The organism is Skermania sp. ID1734, assembly GCF_007489285.1.
Classification (GTDB): Bacteria; Actinomycetota; Actinomycetes; order Mycobacteriales; family Mycobacteriaceae; genus ID1734.
The window spans coordinates 59,675-77,215 of record NZ_VLIY01000014.1 but is presented as its reverse complement, the minus strand read 5'-3'; the positions used below and the strand labels follow the sequence as shown (position 1 = coordinate 77,215).

The window sequence follows — 17,541 nt, the reverse complement described above, 5'->3', positions numbered from 1 at the left end:
TTCCTATCGGGGAACTCGGGGCAGCCGGAGTCCGGCGGTGGCGATAAGTTCGCGCATCACCTCGTTGACGCCGCCACCAAAGGTGATCACGAGATTTCGCTTCAGCTGCTTGTCCAGCCAGTCCATGAGGTGTGCGGTCTCCGCGTCGCTCGGATCTCCGTGCCGGCCGACGATGTCCTCGGCGAGGCGGCCGACCCGCTGCAGTCGTTCGGTGGAAAAGACCTTGGTGGCCGACGCATCCGCGATGTCCACGGCGGCGTTCTCGCTGGAGGCGACCTGCCAGTTCAGCAGTTCGTTCAGTCGGTAGATCGCGTGTATCTCGCCGAGCACCCGCTGGACGTCCGGCTCGCCGAGCAGTTTGGTTCGAGCGGCCCAGTCATGCAGCTTGTCGTAGATGCCGCCGATGCGGCCCGCTGGCCCGAGCATGACGCGCTCGTGATTGAGCTGCGTGGTGATCAGCTTCCACCCCGAGTTCTCCTCGCCGACGAGCATTTCCGCGGGTACCCGTACGTCGGAGTAATAGGTGGCGTTGACGTGGTGTGCGCCGTCGCAGGTGATGATCGGCGTCCAGGAATAGCCGGGATCGTTGGTGTCGACGATCAGGATCGAAATGCCCCGATGGCGGCTGTCCGGCGTTCCCGTACGGCAGGCGAGCCAGATGTAGTCCGCATCGTGGCCGCCAGTGGTGAAGATCTTTTGTCCGTTGACGATGAAGTCTCCGTTGGCATCTCGCTTCGCCGTGGTACGCAGTGCCGCCAGATCCGTGCCCGCCTCCGGTTCGGTGTAGCCGATGGCGAAATGCACCTCGCCCGCGAGGATCGCCGGGAGGAACTTTCGCTTCTGCTCCTCAGATCCGTACGCCTGCAACGTCGGCCCGACGGTTTGCAGGGTGACCGATGGCAGCGGGACATCCGCCCGGACTGCCTCGCTGGTGAAGATCTGTTGCTCGATTTCACCGAACCCTTTGCCGCCGAATTCCTTCGGCCATCCGACGCCGAGCCAGCCGTCGCGGCCCATGCGGCGAATCACCGCACGGTAGGTCGGCCCGTGCCGCTCGGTCATCATGATCTCGGCCTCTTCAGGCGAGATCAGTTGCGCGAAGTACTCGCGTAACTGCGCCTGCAACGCCCGCTGCTCGTCGGTCAGATCGATGAACACCGCGCCCCCAACAGTTCCAGCCTGTGCGACTCGCCGCCAACCAGACGCGCCAGATCCTTCGCCTGCGAGTAATACCGATGCATCGGATACGTCACGTCCACGCCGATTCCGCCATGCAAATGGTGGCAAACCTGCATGGCCGCAGGCACTTCGGCGGCAATCCAGTAGGCAAGCACATCCAGATCATCATCGGCATCCAGGCCCTCGGCCACCCGCCAACTGGACGAGAGCGCCGCGACATGCAGCGTCCTGGAAACGACGTAGACGTTGGCAATCTCCTGGGCAACGGCCTGGAAGGTGGCCAGCGGCTTGCCGAACTGGTGCCGGCTACCGAGGTGTTTTGCCGTCAGCTCCAACGCGCCCGCGAGCAGGCCGTCGGCAGCGGCGCCGATGCACGCCAGTGCAATACGTCGCAGCGCATTCGGATCTCCCGGCAGCAGATTGGCTTTCGGCACCACTGCGCCATCGAAGCGAACCGCATACTCGGGCATGCCCGACGACGACGGGCTCGCGACCATCGAAACGCCGTCCGCGTCCGGCGGCACCAGCACGACACCGGCATCGGTGGGCACCAGGATCGCGTGCGCCTGCGCCGCGTATGGCACGGCGACCTTCGCCCCGGTGACGATGAGCGAATCTCCTTCGGGCAGTGTCGTCGTGACCGGATGCTGCACCATCGGACGCCCAGGCTCACAGAGCGCGGCCGTGAGAATTTCGCCTTCGCCGACCGCTTGCAGGATGTCGTCGTGAGCACGCTCGGGATCCAGCTGCAGCAGCGGCAGCACCCCCAGGCCGATCGTCGCTAGTGCGGGCACTGGCAGTGCGGCACGGCCGATCTCACCAAGCAGCACAGTCAACTCCGCGAGCCCTAGGCCGTCGCCGCCGCATTCTTCCGACAGCGCCAACGCGACGAGGCCGGCGTCGACGATTTCCGCCCAGGCCGCATCGGCCGCCGCCTCCGTCAGCCGCGACACGAGGCCACTCGCCGCCTGCGCGACCGCCTCTTGGGTCTCGGTGCGCGAAAAGTCCATCTGACCTCCTAGCGCGCCGTCACCGGCCCGCTGTACTAGAACGTGTTCTAGTTGTATCACCGATTTCGCCGCCACGAAAGGTCAGCTGGACTTCCCCTCACGCGGCAGCCCCAGAATCCGCTCCGCGGCCACGGTCAGCAGGATCTGCGTGGTGCCGCCCGCGATGGACAGGCAACGGGTCAGCAAGAACTCGTGTGACGCCTCGGTGTCGAGGGCGCCCTCGGCACCGGAAACTTCCATCGCGAACTCGGCGATGTCTTGACGGTATTGCACGCCAACGAGTTTGCGGACGCTCGAGGCGGGGCCCGGGTCCTGGCCGGCCAACTGCCGAATCGTCGTCCGGACGTCGAGCAGCGTGCCGACCATCACCTGTGCGATCAACCCACCGAGCCGATCGGCCGTCACCGCGTCACGCACATCCACGTTGGCAATCAGCTGCTCCACGAACTGACCAAGCGTCGAGCCGCCCCCGATCGCGACTCGCTCATTGGCCAGGGTCGTGTTTGCCAACCGCCAGCCACCATCGACCGGCCCGACCACACAGTCGTCGGGCACAAAGACGTCATCGAGGAACACCTCGTTGAACCTTGGCTCGCCGGTGATCTCCCGCAGCGGTGCAACGGTGATGCCGGGCGAGCTCATGTCGACGAGGAAGTAGGTGATTCCGCGGTGCTTCGGCGCTTCTCTGTTGGTGCGGGCCAGGCAAATCGCCCAGTTGGCACGATCTGCTGCCGACGTCCACACCTTCTGGCCTTGCAGCCGCCAACCGCCGGAGACCTTGGTCGCGGTGGTTCGCAAGGAGGCCAGGTCCGAGCCCGCACCTGGCTCGCTGAACAGCTGGCACCAGAAGGTGTCGCCGCGCAGCGTCGCCAGCACATGACGCTCGATCTGCTCCGGTGTGCCGTGTTCGAGAATCGTCGGAATGGCCCACCACCCGACCACCAGGTCGGCGCGCTCCACGCCGGCGGCGCGCAGTTCCTCGTCGATGAGCAGCTGCTCCACCGCATCGGCGTCCCGACCGAATGGCTTGGGCCAGTGCGGCGCGAACAACCCGCGCTCCACCAGCGCGGCGCGGCGCCGCTCGGCGGGTAGCGCCGAAACCGCATCGACCTCAGCGCGGATGCGCTGGCGCAGTTCATCGTGATCGGACAGGTCAATGCCCGCACTACGTCGCCGACCCTCTTTGGCGAGTTCGGCGACGCGACGCCGCCAACTCGACGAGCCCCCCAGCAGCTGCCGCAGCGCGGCGGCTCGGCGCAAGTAGAAGTGCGCGTCGTGCTCCCAGGTGAACCCGATCCCGCCGAGGACCTGGATGCAGTCCTTGGCGTTCTCCACGGCCGCATCGAGCGCCACCGCCGCGGCCACGGCCGCAGCAAAGGGCAGTTCATCCCCGCGCTCGGCAGCCACCGCCGCATCCCAGGCCACAACGCGCGCCGCCTCCGCCCGGCACAACATCTGTGCGCAGATGTGTTTGACGGCCTGGAAAGAGCCGATCTTGCGTCCGAACTGCTCGCGGATCTTTGCGTACGCGACGGCCGTGTCCAGGCACCATCCGGCGACGCCCGCGGCCTCGGCAGCCGCAAGGGTGGCGGCTCTATCGAGCGCGCTGCGATGGTCGAGCCCGGTCAGGATCCGGTCAGCCGGCACGACGACGTTCGCGCAGTGAACCCGCTCGACCGGGACGCTGACATCGAGACCGGCGGCGGCCTCGCGAATCAGCCCCTCCGCGTCCGATTCGACCAGGCACCAGACGGTTTCGGTGCCGGTGTCTGCGGCGAGAAGCACCGCCACCCCGGGGGCGGAACCCATGGCCAGACCCGCACTCCCGTTCAGCACGAGCGCACGGTCCTCGCCAGGTCGCGCGGTCACCGCGGAGTCGCCGAGCGCGACGGCACACTGCAGACGCCCATCGGCGATGTCGGCTCCGACCGCCTTGGCGCTCGGTTGCGCTGCCGTCTTCAAGAGCAGTCCGGCGAGGGCGGTGCTTAACACCGGCCCGCTGACGAGCTCGCGCGCCGCTTGCTCCAGCATGGCCGCCAGGTCCACCACCGTGCCGTCGACACCGCCGTGCTCTGGCCCCACGGCAACCGCGAAGACGCCCAGTTGCGCCAATCCGTCCCAGTGGTTGATCCAGGCCGTTCCGTCGCCGGCGCGCAACGCCGCGATCGGGGCCACACTCGCAGCCCAGGAACGAATCGCATCCTGAACCGCTCTTTGTTCGTCGCTGGTGGCTATAGTCACAGCGCTGGCCGCCTTTCCACGATGACACGCGTGCGTAGAACGTGTTCTAATATGGATTCCAGTCTAGAGTCAAGGCGAAGGTATCCACAGGCTCCGCGGGGTGAGGCAGTGTGACGCCTCGTCAGGACCGATTGGGTGCAGGCGAGCAGCACGCAGCAACGAAGGCAAGGACTTCTCGATGACATCCCCGTCCCGACCGCGCAATGCGAACAACGGAGCGATCACCACGCTCACCGAGGAAGACTTGAGCTCGAACGCTCAGCGCGAACGACGCAAACGAATCCTCGATGCCACGCTGGCGCTCGCGTCCAAGGGCGGTTATGAGGCCGTCCAGATGCGCGCGGTCGCCGAACGTGCGGACGTGGCGGTCGGCACCCTCTACCGCTACTTCCCGTCGAAGGTGCACCTGCTGGTCTCAGCCCTGGCGCGTGAGTTCGAGAAGATCGAGGGCAAGCGCAAGATTCCGGCCGGACAGTCCGCGCAGGAACGCATGCATGTGCTGTTGGCCCAGATCACCAAGGCCATGCAGCGCGACCCGCTGCTCACCGAGGCGATGACCCGGGCATTCATGTTCGCCGACGCCTCGGCCGCGGCTGAGGTGGATCGCGTGGGTCGAGTCATGGACCGGCTATTCGCGCGGGCCATGAACGACGCCGAGCCGACCGACGAGCAACTGGCCATCGCGCGAGTCATCAGTGACGTGTGGCTGGCGAACCTGGTCGCCTGGCTCACCCGCCGGGCATCGGCCAACGACGTCGCCGCGCGGCTGGACCTTACCGTCGATTTGCTGCTCGGAGACCGCAAAATAGTGTGATCTTGCGCGCCCCAGGGCGCCGCAAGCACCCTGTTGACGGCACTCATCACTTAGGTTTGAAACGTGAGTGCGCAGGACCTACCGATCGAGTTACGACGAGCGTTGTCGACCATCGCTCGCACTCCCCGACTGCTCGTCGCATCGGATTACGACGGCACGATGGCGCCGATCGTTTCCGACCCGAACAAGGCCTTTCCGCACGACGAGTCCGCGCGGGCGCTGCGCGCGCTTGCCGGACTCCCACACACCACCGCCGCCGTCATCTCCGGCCGGGCGCTGCGCGATCTCGCGGCGCTGTCCCGGCTTCCGGTGGAGGTACAGCTGGTCGGTAGCCACGGCTCGGAGTTCGACGTCGGGTTCGTGCACGCCATCGACGCGGACGCGAAACAACTGCTCGAAGAACTCGGCAGCGAACTGGACCGGATTGCCGCCGAGAGCCCCGGCGTCACCGTCGAGCACAAGCCGGCCAGCGTCGCCCTGCACGTGCGCAACGCGGAACCGCCGATTGCTGCGCGAGCGCTCAAGCGCGCCCGACGCGGACCGGCCACCTGGGTGGGGGTGCAAGTCACCGAGGGCAAGTCGGTCATCGAACTTGCCGTCATCGAAACCGACAAGGGCACCGCGCTAGACATCCTGCGGCATCAGAACGGCGCGTCCGCGGCGGTCTTCTTCGGCGACGACGTGACGGATGAAAAGGCGTTCCGTCAGCTCTCCGGTCCGGACGTCGGCATCAAGGTCGGCGAGGGCGAGACGCTGGCGAAATACCGGGTCGCGTCCACCAAGGATGTGGCCGCCGCGCTCGCGTACCTGCTCGAGGAGCGGCGCACCTGGCTGTCGGGTCCTGCTGCACCGCCCATCGAGCGCCTCACCATGCTGGCCAGTCCGCGCTCGGTCGCGTTGCTGACGCCCGACGCCAATGTGACGTGGCTGTGCCATCCCGAGCCGGACTCGGCGGCGATCTTTGCGCATCTGCTCGGCGGGCCGGAGGCGGGCCACTTCAGCATCGGCCCCGAACGTGCCGCGCTACCGCTCTCGCAGCGCTACCTTGATGGGACGATGACCGTCGAAACTCGCTGGGCCAGTCTGCAAGTGCTCGATTATCTGCCGCACCACGTAGCGCCCGAGCGCACCGACCTGACCCGCGTGATCACCGGCGACGCCAAAGCCGTGGTGAGCTTCGCGCCGCGGCCGGAATTCGGCCAGGTGCAGGTGATGCTCGAGCGGGAAGCATTCGGCCTGCGTGTCTTTGGCACGAACGATCCGGTGGTGTTGCGCTCGCCCGGCGTCGAGTGGGAGATCGTCAGCGACGGCGTGCACCAGTCGGCGACCGCGGTGGTGGACCCTTCGCAGGGCCCGGTGGTTCTCGAACTTCGATGTGGAACATGGGATCTCGGCCCATCGGTGGTCGCCGAAACCGAGCGACGGGCGACCGCGGAGGCGTACTGGCGAGACTGGGCCGACAAGCTGAACCTGCCGCCGTTGAAGCCGGACCTGATGAAGCGCTCGGCCCTGACGTTGCGCGGTCTCGTGCACGCGCCGTCAGGATCCATCCTGGCCGCGGCCACCACCTCGCTGCCCGAAGACATTGGCGGCGTACGGAACTGGGATTATCGCTACTGCTGGTTGCGGGACGCGGCATTGACGGCATCCGCCTTGGTGTCATTGGGGTCACTGCAAGAGGCCGAGGAATACCTGGCGTGGGTGCATCAAGTTCTCGAGACCCTGCCCGGTCCGGAGCGGCTGCACCCGCTGTACACGATCTATGGCTCGAACCTGCCGCCCGAGGCGGTCATAGACGCGCTGCCCGGGTACGCCGGCTCACGTCCGGTGCGGGTGGGCAACGCGGCAAACATGCAGGTGCAACTCGATGTCTTCGGACCGATCGTGGACCTGATCTGCTCGCTCGCGCACGCCCGCGAAGCCCAGGGATTTAACACCGCCCGCACGGCGTTGCCGGACGTCGACTGGAACCTGGTATGCGCCATGGTTTCCGCGGTGCAGCGACGCTGGCACGAACCGGACCATGGCATCTGGGAGATCCGCGACAATCCGCGCCACCATGTCTATTCGAAGGTGATGGGCTGGCTGACCGTGGACCGTGCGCTCACGCTGGCCAAACAGTTCGACCGCGAGCACGATCCCGCGTGGGATCGACTGCGTGACGACATCGCCGCCGACGTTCTTGCCCACGGCTGGAAAGACGACGTGCAGTCGTTCACGGCGGCCTATGACGGCACCGACCTCGACGCGGCATCGCTGCACATCGGCCTGAGCGGGCTCATCGACCCCGCGGACCCGCGGTTCGCGGCCACCGTGGTGGCCACCGAGGCGGAGTTGCGCAGCGGTTCGACGGTGTATCGCTACCACCACGACGACGGTCTGCCCGGCGGCGAAGGCGGCTTCCACCTGTGTGCGGCCTGGCTGGTGGAGGCATACCTGCTGATCGGGCGCCGGTCCGACGCCGAGGCGCTGTTCACCCAATTGGTCAACGTGGCCGGCCCGACCGGCCTGCTCAGCGAGGAGTACGACCCGGTCGCGGAGCGGTCGCTCGGCAACCATCCGCAGGCCTACAGCCACCTCGGCCTACTGCGCTGCGCGCAACTGCTCTCTGCCGAGTCGGGATAGGGATTGGTCGATCGACGCCCGTTGTATACACACACGTGTACACATCTGGGGCGGCGGTGATCATCCCCGGCTATACACACATCAATACACACCATCGCTGGCGTTGGCCTGCGCCGGCAACCTTCAGTGGAATTGCGCCAGCGCCATGGACACACGCTAAGCTATAACGGAAATGGTTTCCATTAGCAGTTAAGGACTCGACGTGTCTCGCTTTGCGCTGCGTGCCGCGGTCGCTGGCCTTTGCGTTGCGGCACTCGGCGTCGCGGCGTGCGGAACCGACCACCGCGACAGCGGAAAACCACAGGTGGTCGCGTCGACGAACGTGTGGGGCTCGGTAGCGCAAGCCGTGGCCGGACCGGACGCGGACGTGGCGTCGATCATCTCCGATCCCGCGGCCGACCCGCACTCGTTCGAGTCGGCACCCGCCGATGCCGCCCGAGTGACCGATGCCGACCTGGTTGTCTACAACGGCGGCGGCTACGACAGCTTCATCGACAAGATCCTGGCCGCCGAACCGGCGAAACGGACGGTGCAGGCCTACGAACTGCGTGCGGACAAGAACGACGACAATGAACACGTCTGGTACGACATCCCGACGGTCACGGCAGTCACAGCCAAGATCGCGACAGAACTCGGCGACGTCGATCCGACACACCGGCAGGGCTACGCCGACCGCGCGAAGGACTTCGACAATCGGCTTCGCGAGGTTTCGGCAGCGATCCAGCGCATCGCCGCCGGCGCACCGCATGCACCTGTCGCGCAGACCGAACCAATTGCGCACTACCTGTTGCTCGCCGCAGGCGTCGTCGACCTCACCCCGCATGGCTTCGAGCACGCGATCGAGGACGGCACCGACCCGTCACCGAGCGACGTCGCTGCCACGCGGGATCTGTTGACCGGCAGAAAGGTCCGGGCGCTGGTCTACAACAGCCAAACCGAGGACAAGCTCACCAAGGACATCCGAACCACCGCCCAGGCGGCCGACATCCCCGTCGTCGCCATGACCGAGACGCTGCCCGCTGGAGTCGACTACCTCGAGTGGCAGCTCCGCAACGCTGAATCCCTTTCGGTCGCACTTCATTCCGAGGCGCAATGACCCCGCCCGCCGTCGAACTCGCAGGCGCAACGCTGCGCTTCGGTGATCGGACCCTGTGGGACAACCTCGACTTATCCGTGTCGCCCGGCGAATTCGTGGCTGTCCTGGGACCGAACGGTTCCGGGAAGACCTCGCTGTTGAAGGTGCTGCTTGGACAAGTGGGCCTCAGCTCGGGTCGTGCGACCGTCGCCGGCGCAGCGGTGCGCGTCGGCAATCCAGCACTCGGTTATGTGCCGCAGCAGAAGTCGATGGATGACGGGCTGCCGCTGCGGGGTCGCGACCTGGTCGGTCTCGGTGTCGACGGACACCGCTGGGGGCTGGGCTGGCGCAATCGCGCGCAGCGGCGCCGGATCGTCGATCGTGCGCTCGCCGAGGTCGACGCCCTGCACTACGCGCAGGCCCCGCTGGGCTCCATGTCCGGCGGCGAGCAGCAGCGTCTGCGGGTAGCCCAGGCGTTGGTCGGCGACCCGCAGGTGTTGTTGTGCGACGAGCCGTTGCTGAGCCTCGATCTGGCAAATCAGCAGTTGGTTTCGGTTCTGATCGACAGACGGCGCAGAACCCACGGCACCGCAGTGCTATTCGTCACCCACGAGATCAACCCGATTCTGCCGATGGTGGATCGGGTGCTGTATCTCGTCGACGGCAAGTTCCGGATCGGTGCGCCGGAGGACGTCATGACGAGCGCAGTGTTGTCGGACCTGTACGGCACCGACGTGGACGTACTGAAGGTGCGCGACCGGCTGGTGATAGTCGGGACCGGGGATGCGGTGGATGCGCTCGGGTCGGCGGGCGGGCATCATCCGGAGGGTGTATGAACGAGAAACTCGCAGATGTCTTTTCGAAGTTCTTCGACTTCGGTCTCACCAGTGACCTGCTCGGCTACGACTTCGTCCAGCACGCGCTGCTTGCCGCCGCGATCCTCGGCCTGCTCGCCGGCGCGATCGGGCCGTTGATCATCAGCCGCCAGATGTCGTTCGCGGTGCACGGCACCAGTGAGCTGTCGCTGACCGGCGCGTCGGCCGCGCTGCTGGCCGGTTTCAGCGTGGGCGTGGGAGCGATCATCGGGTCGGTCGTCGCCGCGGTATTGTTCGGGCTGTTGGGAAACAAAGCGCGGGAACGAGATTCGGTCATCGGTGTGATCGTGTCCTTTGGCCTCGGCCTGTCGGTGCTGTTCATCTGGCTTTATCCCGGGCGCACAGGAACCAGTTTCTCGTTGCTGATCGGACAGATCGTGGGAGTCGGCAACAGCGGGCTCAACTTGCTGTTGGCCTGCGCGGTGATCGTGCTCGCGGTACTCGCGGTGGTGTATCGGCCGCTGCTGTTTGCCAGCACCGATCCCGAGGTGGCACTCGCCCGCGGCGTTCCGGTGCGCGGACTGTCGATCGTTTTCGCGGTGCTGGTCGGTGTGGCTGCGGCGTTGGGCGTGCAGATCGTGGGCGCGCTGCTGGTGCTGTCGCTACTGATCACTCCCGCCGCCGCGGCCGCGCGGGTGACCGCCTCGCCGTTGCGAGCGACCATTCTGTCGATTGTGTTCGCCGAGGTGTCCGCGGTCGGCGGAATCGTGCTGTCCCTGGCACCCGGAGTGCCGGTCTCGACGTTTGTCACCGGTATTTCGTTTGTCATCTACCTGGTGTGCCGCGGTGTCGGGGCTCGGTCGAAGTACCGCTCGCGGCCGCAGGTGGCCCCGATCGCGATCACGCGCGACGCCGCTGGAAGCGTCGACGCGTGAGGATCATCGCCGAAATCGAGCAACTGCTGGCCAGTTCGGACACGCGAGTGATCATCGGCTTCGCCGGCCCACCCGCAGCGGGCAAAAGCACCCTCGCACGGGCGCTCGTGACGCTGTTTGGCGATCAGGCCGGCTACGTCCCGCTCGACGGCTTCCATTTATCCAATTCGGTACTGAGCTCCCTCGGGCTATCGGGTCGAAAGGGTGCGCCCGAGACGTTCGATGTTCTCGGCTACCGGGTGCTATTGGCCCGGCTCGCCGCCGAATTCACCAAGAACGACGTCTACTGTCCCGAATACGATCGCGGGCTGCACGAACCTATTGCGGCCCGATCGGTGGTATCGGCAACCACCCGACTCATCATCACTGAGGGCAACTACCTCGGCCTACCCACCGGTGAATGGCGAGACATTTCCCCGCGACTGACCCGGTGGTATTACGTCGACGCGCCGGAGACCTCCCGTGCCGAGCGACTCATCGCCCGACACATCGCCGGCGGACGAACCCCGGCGGCAGCGCGCGAGTGGTATTCGGCGGTGGACCGACCGAACGCCGAACTAATCGCGACGTCGAAGTCTCGCGCGTACAGAACCGTCGACGAAGACGAAGTGGCCGGGGTGCTAAGTCTCGCGCAGCCACTGCCTGGTGCCGAACGACCCGATTGACCGCGCGGCGGTTTGGGCACCGATGGCCAAGGCGTCGGCCAAATCTGATCCGGTGGCAAGTCGCAGACAGGCGGCGCCATGGAAAACATCCCCGGCCCCCAGCGTGTCCTTCACTGCAACGGCCGGCACCGCAATCTCACCGCGCAATGATCCGTCACGCCACTGCACCGGTTCGGCGCCGCTGGTGACGGCCACTTTATCGACGCCACGCTCCGCGAAATAGGAATAAAGGTCGCCATTCGGCGCGGTGAAGTCCGCGGACAGAATTGCAATGTCGACGAATTCCATCAGGGAGTCGAAGTTGGATTTGTAACTACCGCCATCGAAGACAACGAGCGGCTTTGGATCCAATTTCTGCAGGAGCCCCGCGACGAGGTTCGGGTAATACCCGTCGACAAGGACGACATCGGGCGTGGCGCCGGGCAGGCTTTCAGGTAGCAACTCATCGCGCAACTGACCCGGCGTAGACGTGACCGCGCGGTCCCCCGAGTCCGCGAGCACAGATATCGCCGAGGTGGGCGGCTCGTCGCCGGCGCCCGAACTCCAATCGACGATCTCGACTCCCAGTCCGGTCAGTTCCTCCTTGATCACACCAGCCAGCGGCGTCGCGCCCAAACGGGTGTGCAAGGTGGCTGCACCGCCAAGGTGTTGAAAGGTCACCGCCGCGTTGGTCGCCGGGCCGCCGGCCGCGACCGTTTGCCGAATGGCCCGAATCTTCTCGTTCGGACCGGGTTGACGATCGACCAAGTGGATCACGTCGAAAGTAGCCAGTCCCAGGAACCAGCCAGTGGGTCGTTGCACTGCGCCGCTCCCTTCTCGCCGACACCCGCGGTGACCGATCACCACGGCGGTAGGTTGAACCCGTGCGCTGGCAATTCTGGATCGACCGCGGCGGAACATTCACTGACATCGTCGCGCGCAAACCCGACGGCACGCTGATCACCCACAAATTACTCTCGGAGAATCCACAGCGATACCGCGACGCCGCAGTCGCCGGTATTCGGCAATTGCTCGGTGCCAATCAGGACGACCCCGTGCCCGCCGACCGCATCGAGTCCGTCCGGATGGGCACCACTGTGGCCACCAACGCCTTGCTGGAGCGCAAGGGCGAACGGACCGCGCTGGTGATCACCAAGGGCTTTGCCGATGCCCTGCGGATCGGATATCAGAACCGGCCGCGCATCTTCGACCGCCACATCGTACTGCCCGAGCCGCTGTATGAGCGGGTCATAGAGGCAGACGAACGAATGTCCGCCGACGGCGAGGAGTTGCGCCCGCTCGACCATGACGGGGTCCGGTCACAGCTCGCGGCTGCGCATGCCGACGGCATCAGTGCGGTCGCCGTGGTCTGCATGCACAGCCATCTCTACCCCGACCATGAGCGCCAAATCGCCGAAATAGCCACGGAGCTCGGGTTCGAGCAGGTCTCGGCCTCGGCCGAGGTGAGTCCACTGATGAAACTCGTACCGCGTGGCGACACCGCCGTGGTCGACGCCTACCTCTCCCCCGTTCTGCGGCGTTACGTCGCACAGGTAGCCGACCAACTCGCCGGTGTCACACTGATGTTCATGCAGTCCAACGGCGGACTCGCTGAGGCACACCACTTCCGCGGCAAGGACGCGATTCTGTCCGGACCGGCCGGCGGCATCGTCGGCATGGTCCGGATGTCACAGCTGGCCGGCTACGACAAGGTGATCGGCTTCGACATGGGCGGAACGTCAACGGACGTTTCGCATTACGCCGGCGAGTACGAACGGGTGTTCAACACAGTAGTGGCGGGCGTGCGACTGCGGGCACCGATGATGGACATCAATACGGTGGCCGCGGGCGGCGGGTCAATACTGCACTTCGACGGTAGCCGCTACCGCGTCGGCCCGGACTCGGCCGGCGCCGACCCGGGCCCTGCCTGCTACCGCAACGGCGGCCCCCTCACCGTCACCGACGCCAATGTGATGCTTGGCAGGATCCAACCGCACCGATTCCCCAAGGTATTCGGCCCCGACGGCGATGAGTCGCTGGACACCGATGTCGTTCGGAAACGCTTCGCGGACTTGGCTCGCGAGATCACCGACGCTACCGGTGATGAGCGGTCGCCCGAGCAGGTCGCCGAAGGGTTCTTGCAGATCGCTGTTGCCAACATGGCGAACGCGGTCAAGCGGATTTCAGTCGAAAAGGGCCATGATGTAACGCGTTATGCCCTCACGACTTTCGGCGGTGCAGGCGGCCAGCATGCCTGCGCGGTGGCCGATGCGTTGGGCATCGACACCGTGCTGGTTCCACCGATGGCCGGCGTGCTGTCGGCCCTGGGCATCGGCCTGGCCGACGCGACGTCGATGCGTGAACAGTCGGTGGAGCTGCGGTTGGCCGCCGACTCGTACGACGAACTATGCTCCCAGGCAGAACAACTCGTCGAATCAGCGCGACAGGAATTGCGCGACGAGGACATTCCCGAGGCCCGAATAGAGTTTCGCCGTCGCGCCCATTTGCGCTATGAGGGCACCGACACAACGGTCGCCGTTGTCCTCGCCGACATCGACGGCATGCGAGCCGAATTCGAACGCCTGCATCAGCAGCGGTACTCGTTTCTCCTGGATCGGCCGATCACGGTCGAGGCGCTCAGTGTGGAGGCAATAGGGCGCACCGAGGAGCCTGACCTGTCCGCGCTCGGCGATAGCGGCAACGAGGACACCGGCAGCGAGTCGGTTCGGATGTTCTCCGGTGGCCAGTGGCGCGATGCCGTACTGCGCACTCGCGAATCGCTGACCTCGAGCGACGTCGTCGATGGACCTGCCGTAATTGCGGAAGCGGACTCCACCACCGTCATCGACTCCGGTTGGCGCGGAAAAGCGGTCGAGACCGGACATCTGGTCATCGAACGGGTAGAGCCGCGCGCCCGCCCCGAGGCGAGCGCGGAGGCGGACCCGGTGCTGCTGGAGATCTTCAACAACCTGTTCATGTCTATCGCCGAGCAAATGGGCACCAGGCTGGAGGCAACCGCGCAGTCGGTGAACATCAAGGAACGGCTGGACTTTTCCTGCGCACTGTTCGATCCGCACGGAAATCTCATCGCCAACGCGCCGCACATTCCCGTGCACCTGGGATCGATGGGCCCGAGCGTCAAGGAAGTGATCCGGCGACGCGGTGATTCCCTGCAGCGCGGCGACGTCTATGCCGTCAACGACCCGTTCCACGGTGGAACCCATTTGCCGGACATCACCGTGATCACGCCGGTCTTCGCCCACGATGCCGATGAGGTGCTGTTCTTCGTCGCCTCGCGCGGCCACCATGCCGAAATCGGCGGCCTGACGCCCGGTTCCATGCCCGCCCGCAGTTCGACGATCGACGAGGAAGGCGTGCTGTTCGACAACTGGTTGCTGGTGCGGGACGGGAAGTTTCAGGAATCGGATACGCGTGCGCTACTGACGGGCGCACGCTACCCGTCGCGCAATCCGGATACGAACCTGGCCGATCTGCGGGCGCAGATTTCGGCGAACCAAAAGGGTGTCGACGAGGTCGGCAAGATGATCGAGAACTACGGCATCGACGTCGTCCACGCGTATATGGCGCACGTACAGGCGAACGCGACGGAATCCGTACAACGGGTGCTGACATCGCTGCGTGACGGCGAGTACCGCTACGAAATGGATTCCGGTGCCATAATTTGCGTGCGAATCACAATTGACAAGGAGAAGCGGGAAGCGACGATCGACTTCACCGGCACCTCCGACCAACTCGACACCAACTACAACGCACCGTCATCCGTGGCGATCGCCGCGGTGCTGTATGTATTCAGAACTCTTATCAATCAAGATATTCCGTTGAACGACGGGTGTCTTGCACCACTGCACATCGTGATTCCCGCTAGGAGCATGCTTTCCCCGGAGCACCCCGCAGCAGTGGTCGCCGGCAATGTGGAAACGTCACAGGCAATCACCGGCGCACTCTACGGAGCACTCGGCGTGCAGGCCGAAGGGTCGGGCACGATGAACAACCTGACGTTCGGAAACGCCAACCATCAGTATTACGAGACGATCAGCTCGGGATCCGGTGCTGGCGAAGGCTTTCCCGGTACCCCGGTTGTGCAAACACATATGACGAACTCTCGACTGACGGACCCTGAAGTGCTGGAGTGGCGACTACCGGTTGTGCTGGAAGAATTCTCGATCCGCCGCGGCAGCGGCGGTGCCGGGCGCTGGCGCGGTGGTGACGGCGCGGTGCGGCGGTTGCGGTTCACCGAGGACATCACTGCCAGCACGCTTTCCAACCATCGGCGCGTGCCGCCCTACGGTATGGCTGGTGGCGCTGCGGGCGCGCTCGGCGAGAACATCGTGCAGCGCGGTGACGGCAAGCGCGAGAGGATGGCCGGATCCGACTCCGTCGAGTTGTCCGCGGGGGACATCTTGGAGATCCGGACGCCTGGGGGCGGGGGTTACGGTCGACGCGATTGAGAATCATGGTTAACTTGCGGCCATAGCCAGCGCTAGTCAGAAGGAGACCGAATGATCGACTTCGAGATATCACCTGACCTAGCGGCGCAACGCGACCGGGTGCGTTCGTTCGTCGAAGCCGAGATTGTGCCCTTCGAGCGCGATGCACGACTAACTCAACACGGCCCGAGCGACGAGTTGCGGCAGGAACTGGTCGAGCGGGCACGCACGGCTGGACTGCTCACTATCCAGGCGCCGAAGGAGTACGGCGGCTGGGGCCTGTCGCATATCGAACAGGCCGTTCTCTACGAGGCGGCCGGCTGGTCCACGTTGGGTCCGATTGCGATGAACTGCGCGGCGCCCGACGAGGGCAATATGTTTCTGCTCAACAAGATTGCCAACGCGGCGCAGGCCGAACGGTATCTACGCCCGGTGATCGATGGGCGTCAGCGGTCGGTGTTCGCGATGACCGAGCCCGGCGGTGCGGGTTCCGACCCATCCCAACTGCAGACGACCGCATCCTTCGACGGCGACCGGTTCCGCATCAACGGCAACAAGTGGCTGATCACTGGCGCTCACGGCGCCAAGACCTGGATCGTCATGGCGAACGTCGAGCCGAATCCGCATGGGCCGGACGGTCCGACGTTGTTCGTCACCGACGGCGAACAACCGGGCATCGTCATCGAACGCATCATGAACACGATGGACCGCAACTATGTCGAGGGCCACGGCATTGTGCGGTTTGCCGATCTCGCGCTCGACCCGGATTCGGTTCTGGGCGAGGTCGGTCAGGCATTCCGGTATGCGCAGATGCGGTTGGCGCCGGCCAGGTTGACGCACTGCATGCGCTGGCTTGGTGCAGCGGAACGCGCGCAGAGCATCGCGATTGCCCACGCCAAGACCCGCACCGCCTTCGGCAAACCCATCGGTGAGCACGAGGGCGTGTCGTTCATGCTGGCCGACAACGAGATTGCCCTACACCAATGCCGATTGACCATCTGGCACGCTTGCTGGTTGATGGACCGCGGCGAGAAGGCGCGGCATGAAAGTTCGATTGCCAAAGCCTATGTGTCCGAGGAGCTTTTCAAGGTCGCCGACCGCTGCGTTCAGGTTCTCGGCGGGATCGGTATCAGCGATGAGACCGTCGTGGAAATGATCTTCCGCGACATGCGCGCATTTCGCCTCTACGACGGACCCACGGAAGTGCACAAGTACGCGATCGGCCGCACGATTCTGCGCTGACCCCCTGTGCGTGATTTTTCACCGCGGGCGGTGAAAAATCACGCACAGGGGGGCGGGGAATGCTAGGTGCTGCTGCTTACGGTAACCGCGATGCCAATTCCGATGTAGATGAGGATTCCAAGCACCATCAGGCAGGTGGAAACGATCCCCAGAACGTAGCCGACCATGACGTTGGACCGGCCGCCAACGGTGCCGCCCGAGGCGTCGATCTCGTTGAGGGTCTTCTTACCCAAGACCCACGCCACGATGCCGATGATTCCGCCGATGCCGCCGCACAGCAGCACCACGCTCACGATGCCCAGCACCAGGACCGTGGTCGCCTGCGGGTGATCCGGCGGCGGACCAAAACCATAGGGCGGCTGGCCGTATGGCTGCGGCTGGCCGTATTGCTGCTGTCCGTACTGCGGGTACGAGGTCTGGCCGTAGGGCTGCTGGTGATAGGTGGGGTTCTGCGGCTGACTCGGCCCCCACTGCCCCTGGTTCGGATCCCATTGGTTGCTCACTAAACGACTC

13 protein-coding genes are annotated in these 17,541 nt (G+C 65.3%); 8 read left to right on the top strand and 5 right to left on the bottom strand.

From position 1 onward, the window contains the following. Window positions 1–3 precede the first annotated feature (3 nt). The 3 genes from FOS14_RS17725 to FOS14_RS17715 all read right to left on the bottom strand — a co-directional run bounded on the left by FOS14_RS17725 (window position 4) and on the right by FOS14_RS17715 (window position 4,430). Window positions 4–1,158 carry an acyl-CoA dehydrogenase family protein gene (locus tag FOS14_RS17725; protein WP_143772136.1) on the bottom strand — a complete coding sequence of 385 codons (1,155 nt, stop codon included), beginning with the start codon at window positions 1,156–1,158 and terminating at the stop codon, window positions 4–6. After that, window positions 1,143–2,189: an acyl-CoA dehydrogenase family protein gene (locus tag FOS14_RS17720; RefSeq protein WP_143772135.1), complete on the bottom strand. Its 1,047-nt coding sequence runs from the start codon at window positions 2,187–2,189 to the stop codon at window positions 1,143–1,145. Before FOS14_RS17720 ends, FOS14_RS17725 begins: the two co-directional genes overlap by 16 nt. 81 nt (window positions 2,190–2,270) lie before the next feature. Beyond that, on the bottom strand, window positions 2,271–4,430 hold the full coding sequence (locus FOS14_RS17715; RefSeq protein WP_143772134.1) for an acyl-CoA dehydrogenase: 2,160 nt from the start codon (window positions 4,428–4,430) through the stop codon (window positions 2,271–2,273). Between the two features lie 178 nt (window positions 4,431–4,608). Here FOS14_RS17715 and kstR point away from each other — a divergent pair, with 178 nt between their 5' ends. From kstR to FOS14_RS17685, 6 genes are all read left to right on the top strand, one after another. Continuing rightward, window positions 4,609–5,244 carry a cholesterol catabolism transcriptional regulator KstR gene (gene kstR / locus FOS14_RS17710; RefSeq protein ID WP_143772133.1) on the top strand — a complete coding sequence of 212 codons (636 nt, stop codon included), beginning with the start codon at window positions 4,609–4,611 and terminating at the stop codon, window positions 5,242–5,244. 63 nt (window positions 5,245–5,307) lie between these two features. Beyond that, the gene (gene otsB / locus FOS14_RS17705; protein WP_143772132.1) at window positions 5,308–7,869 is read left to right on the top strand and encodes a trehalose-phosphatase; all 2,562 of its coding nucleotides are present in this window, start codon (window positions 5,308–5,310) and stop codon (window positions 7,867–7,869) included. A gap of 202 nt (window positions 7,870–8,071) precedes the next feature. Then, complete coding sequence (locus tag FOS14_RS17700) at window positions 8,072–8,965, top strand: metal ABC transporter solute-binding protein, Zn/Mn family (RefSeq protein WP_143772131.1); 894 nt, start codon at window positions 8,072–8,074, stop codon at window positions 8,963–8,965. Next, on the top strand, window positions 8,962–9,780 hold the full coding sequence (locus tag FOS14_RS17695) for a metal ABC transporter ATP-binding protein (protein WP_143772130.1): 819 nt from the start codon (window positions 8,962–8,964) through the stop codon (window positions 9,778–9,780). Before FOS14_RS17700 ends, FOS14_RS17695 begins: the two co-directional genes overlap by 4 nt. Further along, window positions 9,777–10,694 carry a metal ABC transporter permease gene (locus FOS14_RS17690; RefSeq protein ID WP_143772129.1) on the top strand — a complete coding sequence of 306 codons (918 nt, stop codon included), beginning with the start codon at window positions 9,777–9,779 and terminating at the stop codon, window positions 10,692–10,694. The genes FOS14_RS17695 and FOS14_RS17690 overlap by 4 nt, the downstream gene beginning before the upstream one ends. Beyond that, window positions 10,691–11,359, top strand: a complete 669-nt coding sequence (locus tag FOS14_RS17685) for a nucleoside/nucleotide kinase family protein (RefSeq protein WP_185981818.1) — start codon at window positions 10,691–10,693, stop codon at window positions 11,357–11,359. The genes FOS14_RS17690 and FOS14_RS17685 overlap by 4 nt, the downstream gene beginning before the upstream one ends. Here FOS14_RS17685 and FOS14_RS17680 read toward each other — a convergent pair. Beyond that, entirely contained in the window at window positions 11,315–12,160 is an 846-nt protein-coding gene (locus FOS14_RS17680) for a PfkB family carbohydrate kinase (RefSeq protein WP_221936736.1), read from the bottom strand. The genes FOS14_RS17685 and FOS14_RS17680 overlap by 45 nt on opposite strands. A 62-nt stretch (window positions 12,161–12,222) precedes the next feature. Between FOS14_RS17680 and FOS14_RS17675 the strand changes: the two genes are divergently transcribed. Then, on the top strand, window positions 12,223–15,807 hold the full coding sequence (locus tag FOS14_RS17675; protein WP_255450435.1) for a hydantoinase B/oxoprolinase family protein: 3,585 nt from the start codon (window positions 12,223–12,225) through the stop codon (window positions 15,805–15,807). Between the two features lie 51 nt (window positions 15,808–15,858). Further along, window positions 15,859–17,028, top strand: a complete 1,170-nt coding sequence (locus FOS14_RS17670) for an acyl-CoA dehydrogenase family protein (RefSeq protein WP_143772127.1) — start codon at window positions 15,859–15,861, stop codon at window positions 17,026–17,028. A 62-nt stretch (window positions 17,029–17,090) separates the two neighbouring features. Here the strand turns inward: FOS14_RS17670 and FOS14_RS25545 are convergent, their stop codons facing one another. After that, a complete protein-coding gene (locus FOS14_RS25545; protein ID WP_370512254.1) occupies window positions 17,091–17,531 on the bottom strand; it encodes a DUF4190 domain-containing protein in 441 nt (146 codons plus the stop codon). Window positions 17,532–17,541 lie beyond the last annotated feature (10 nt).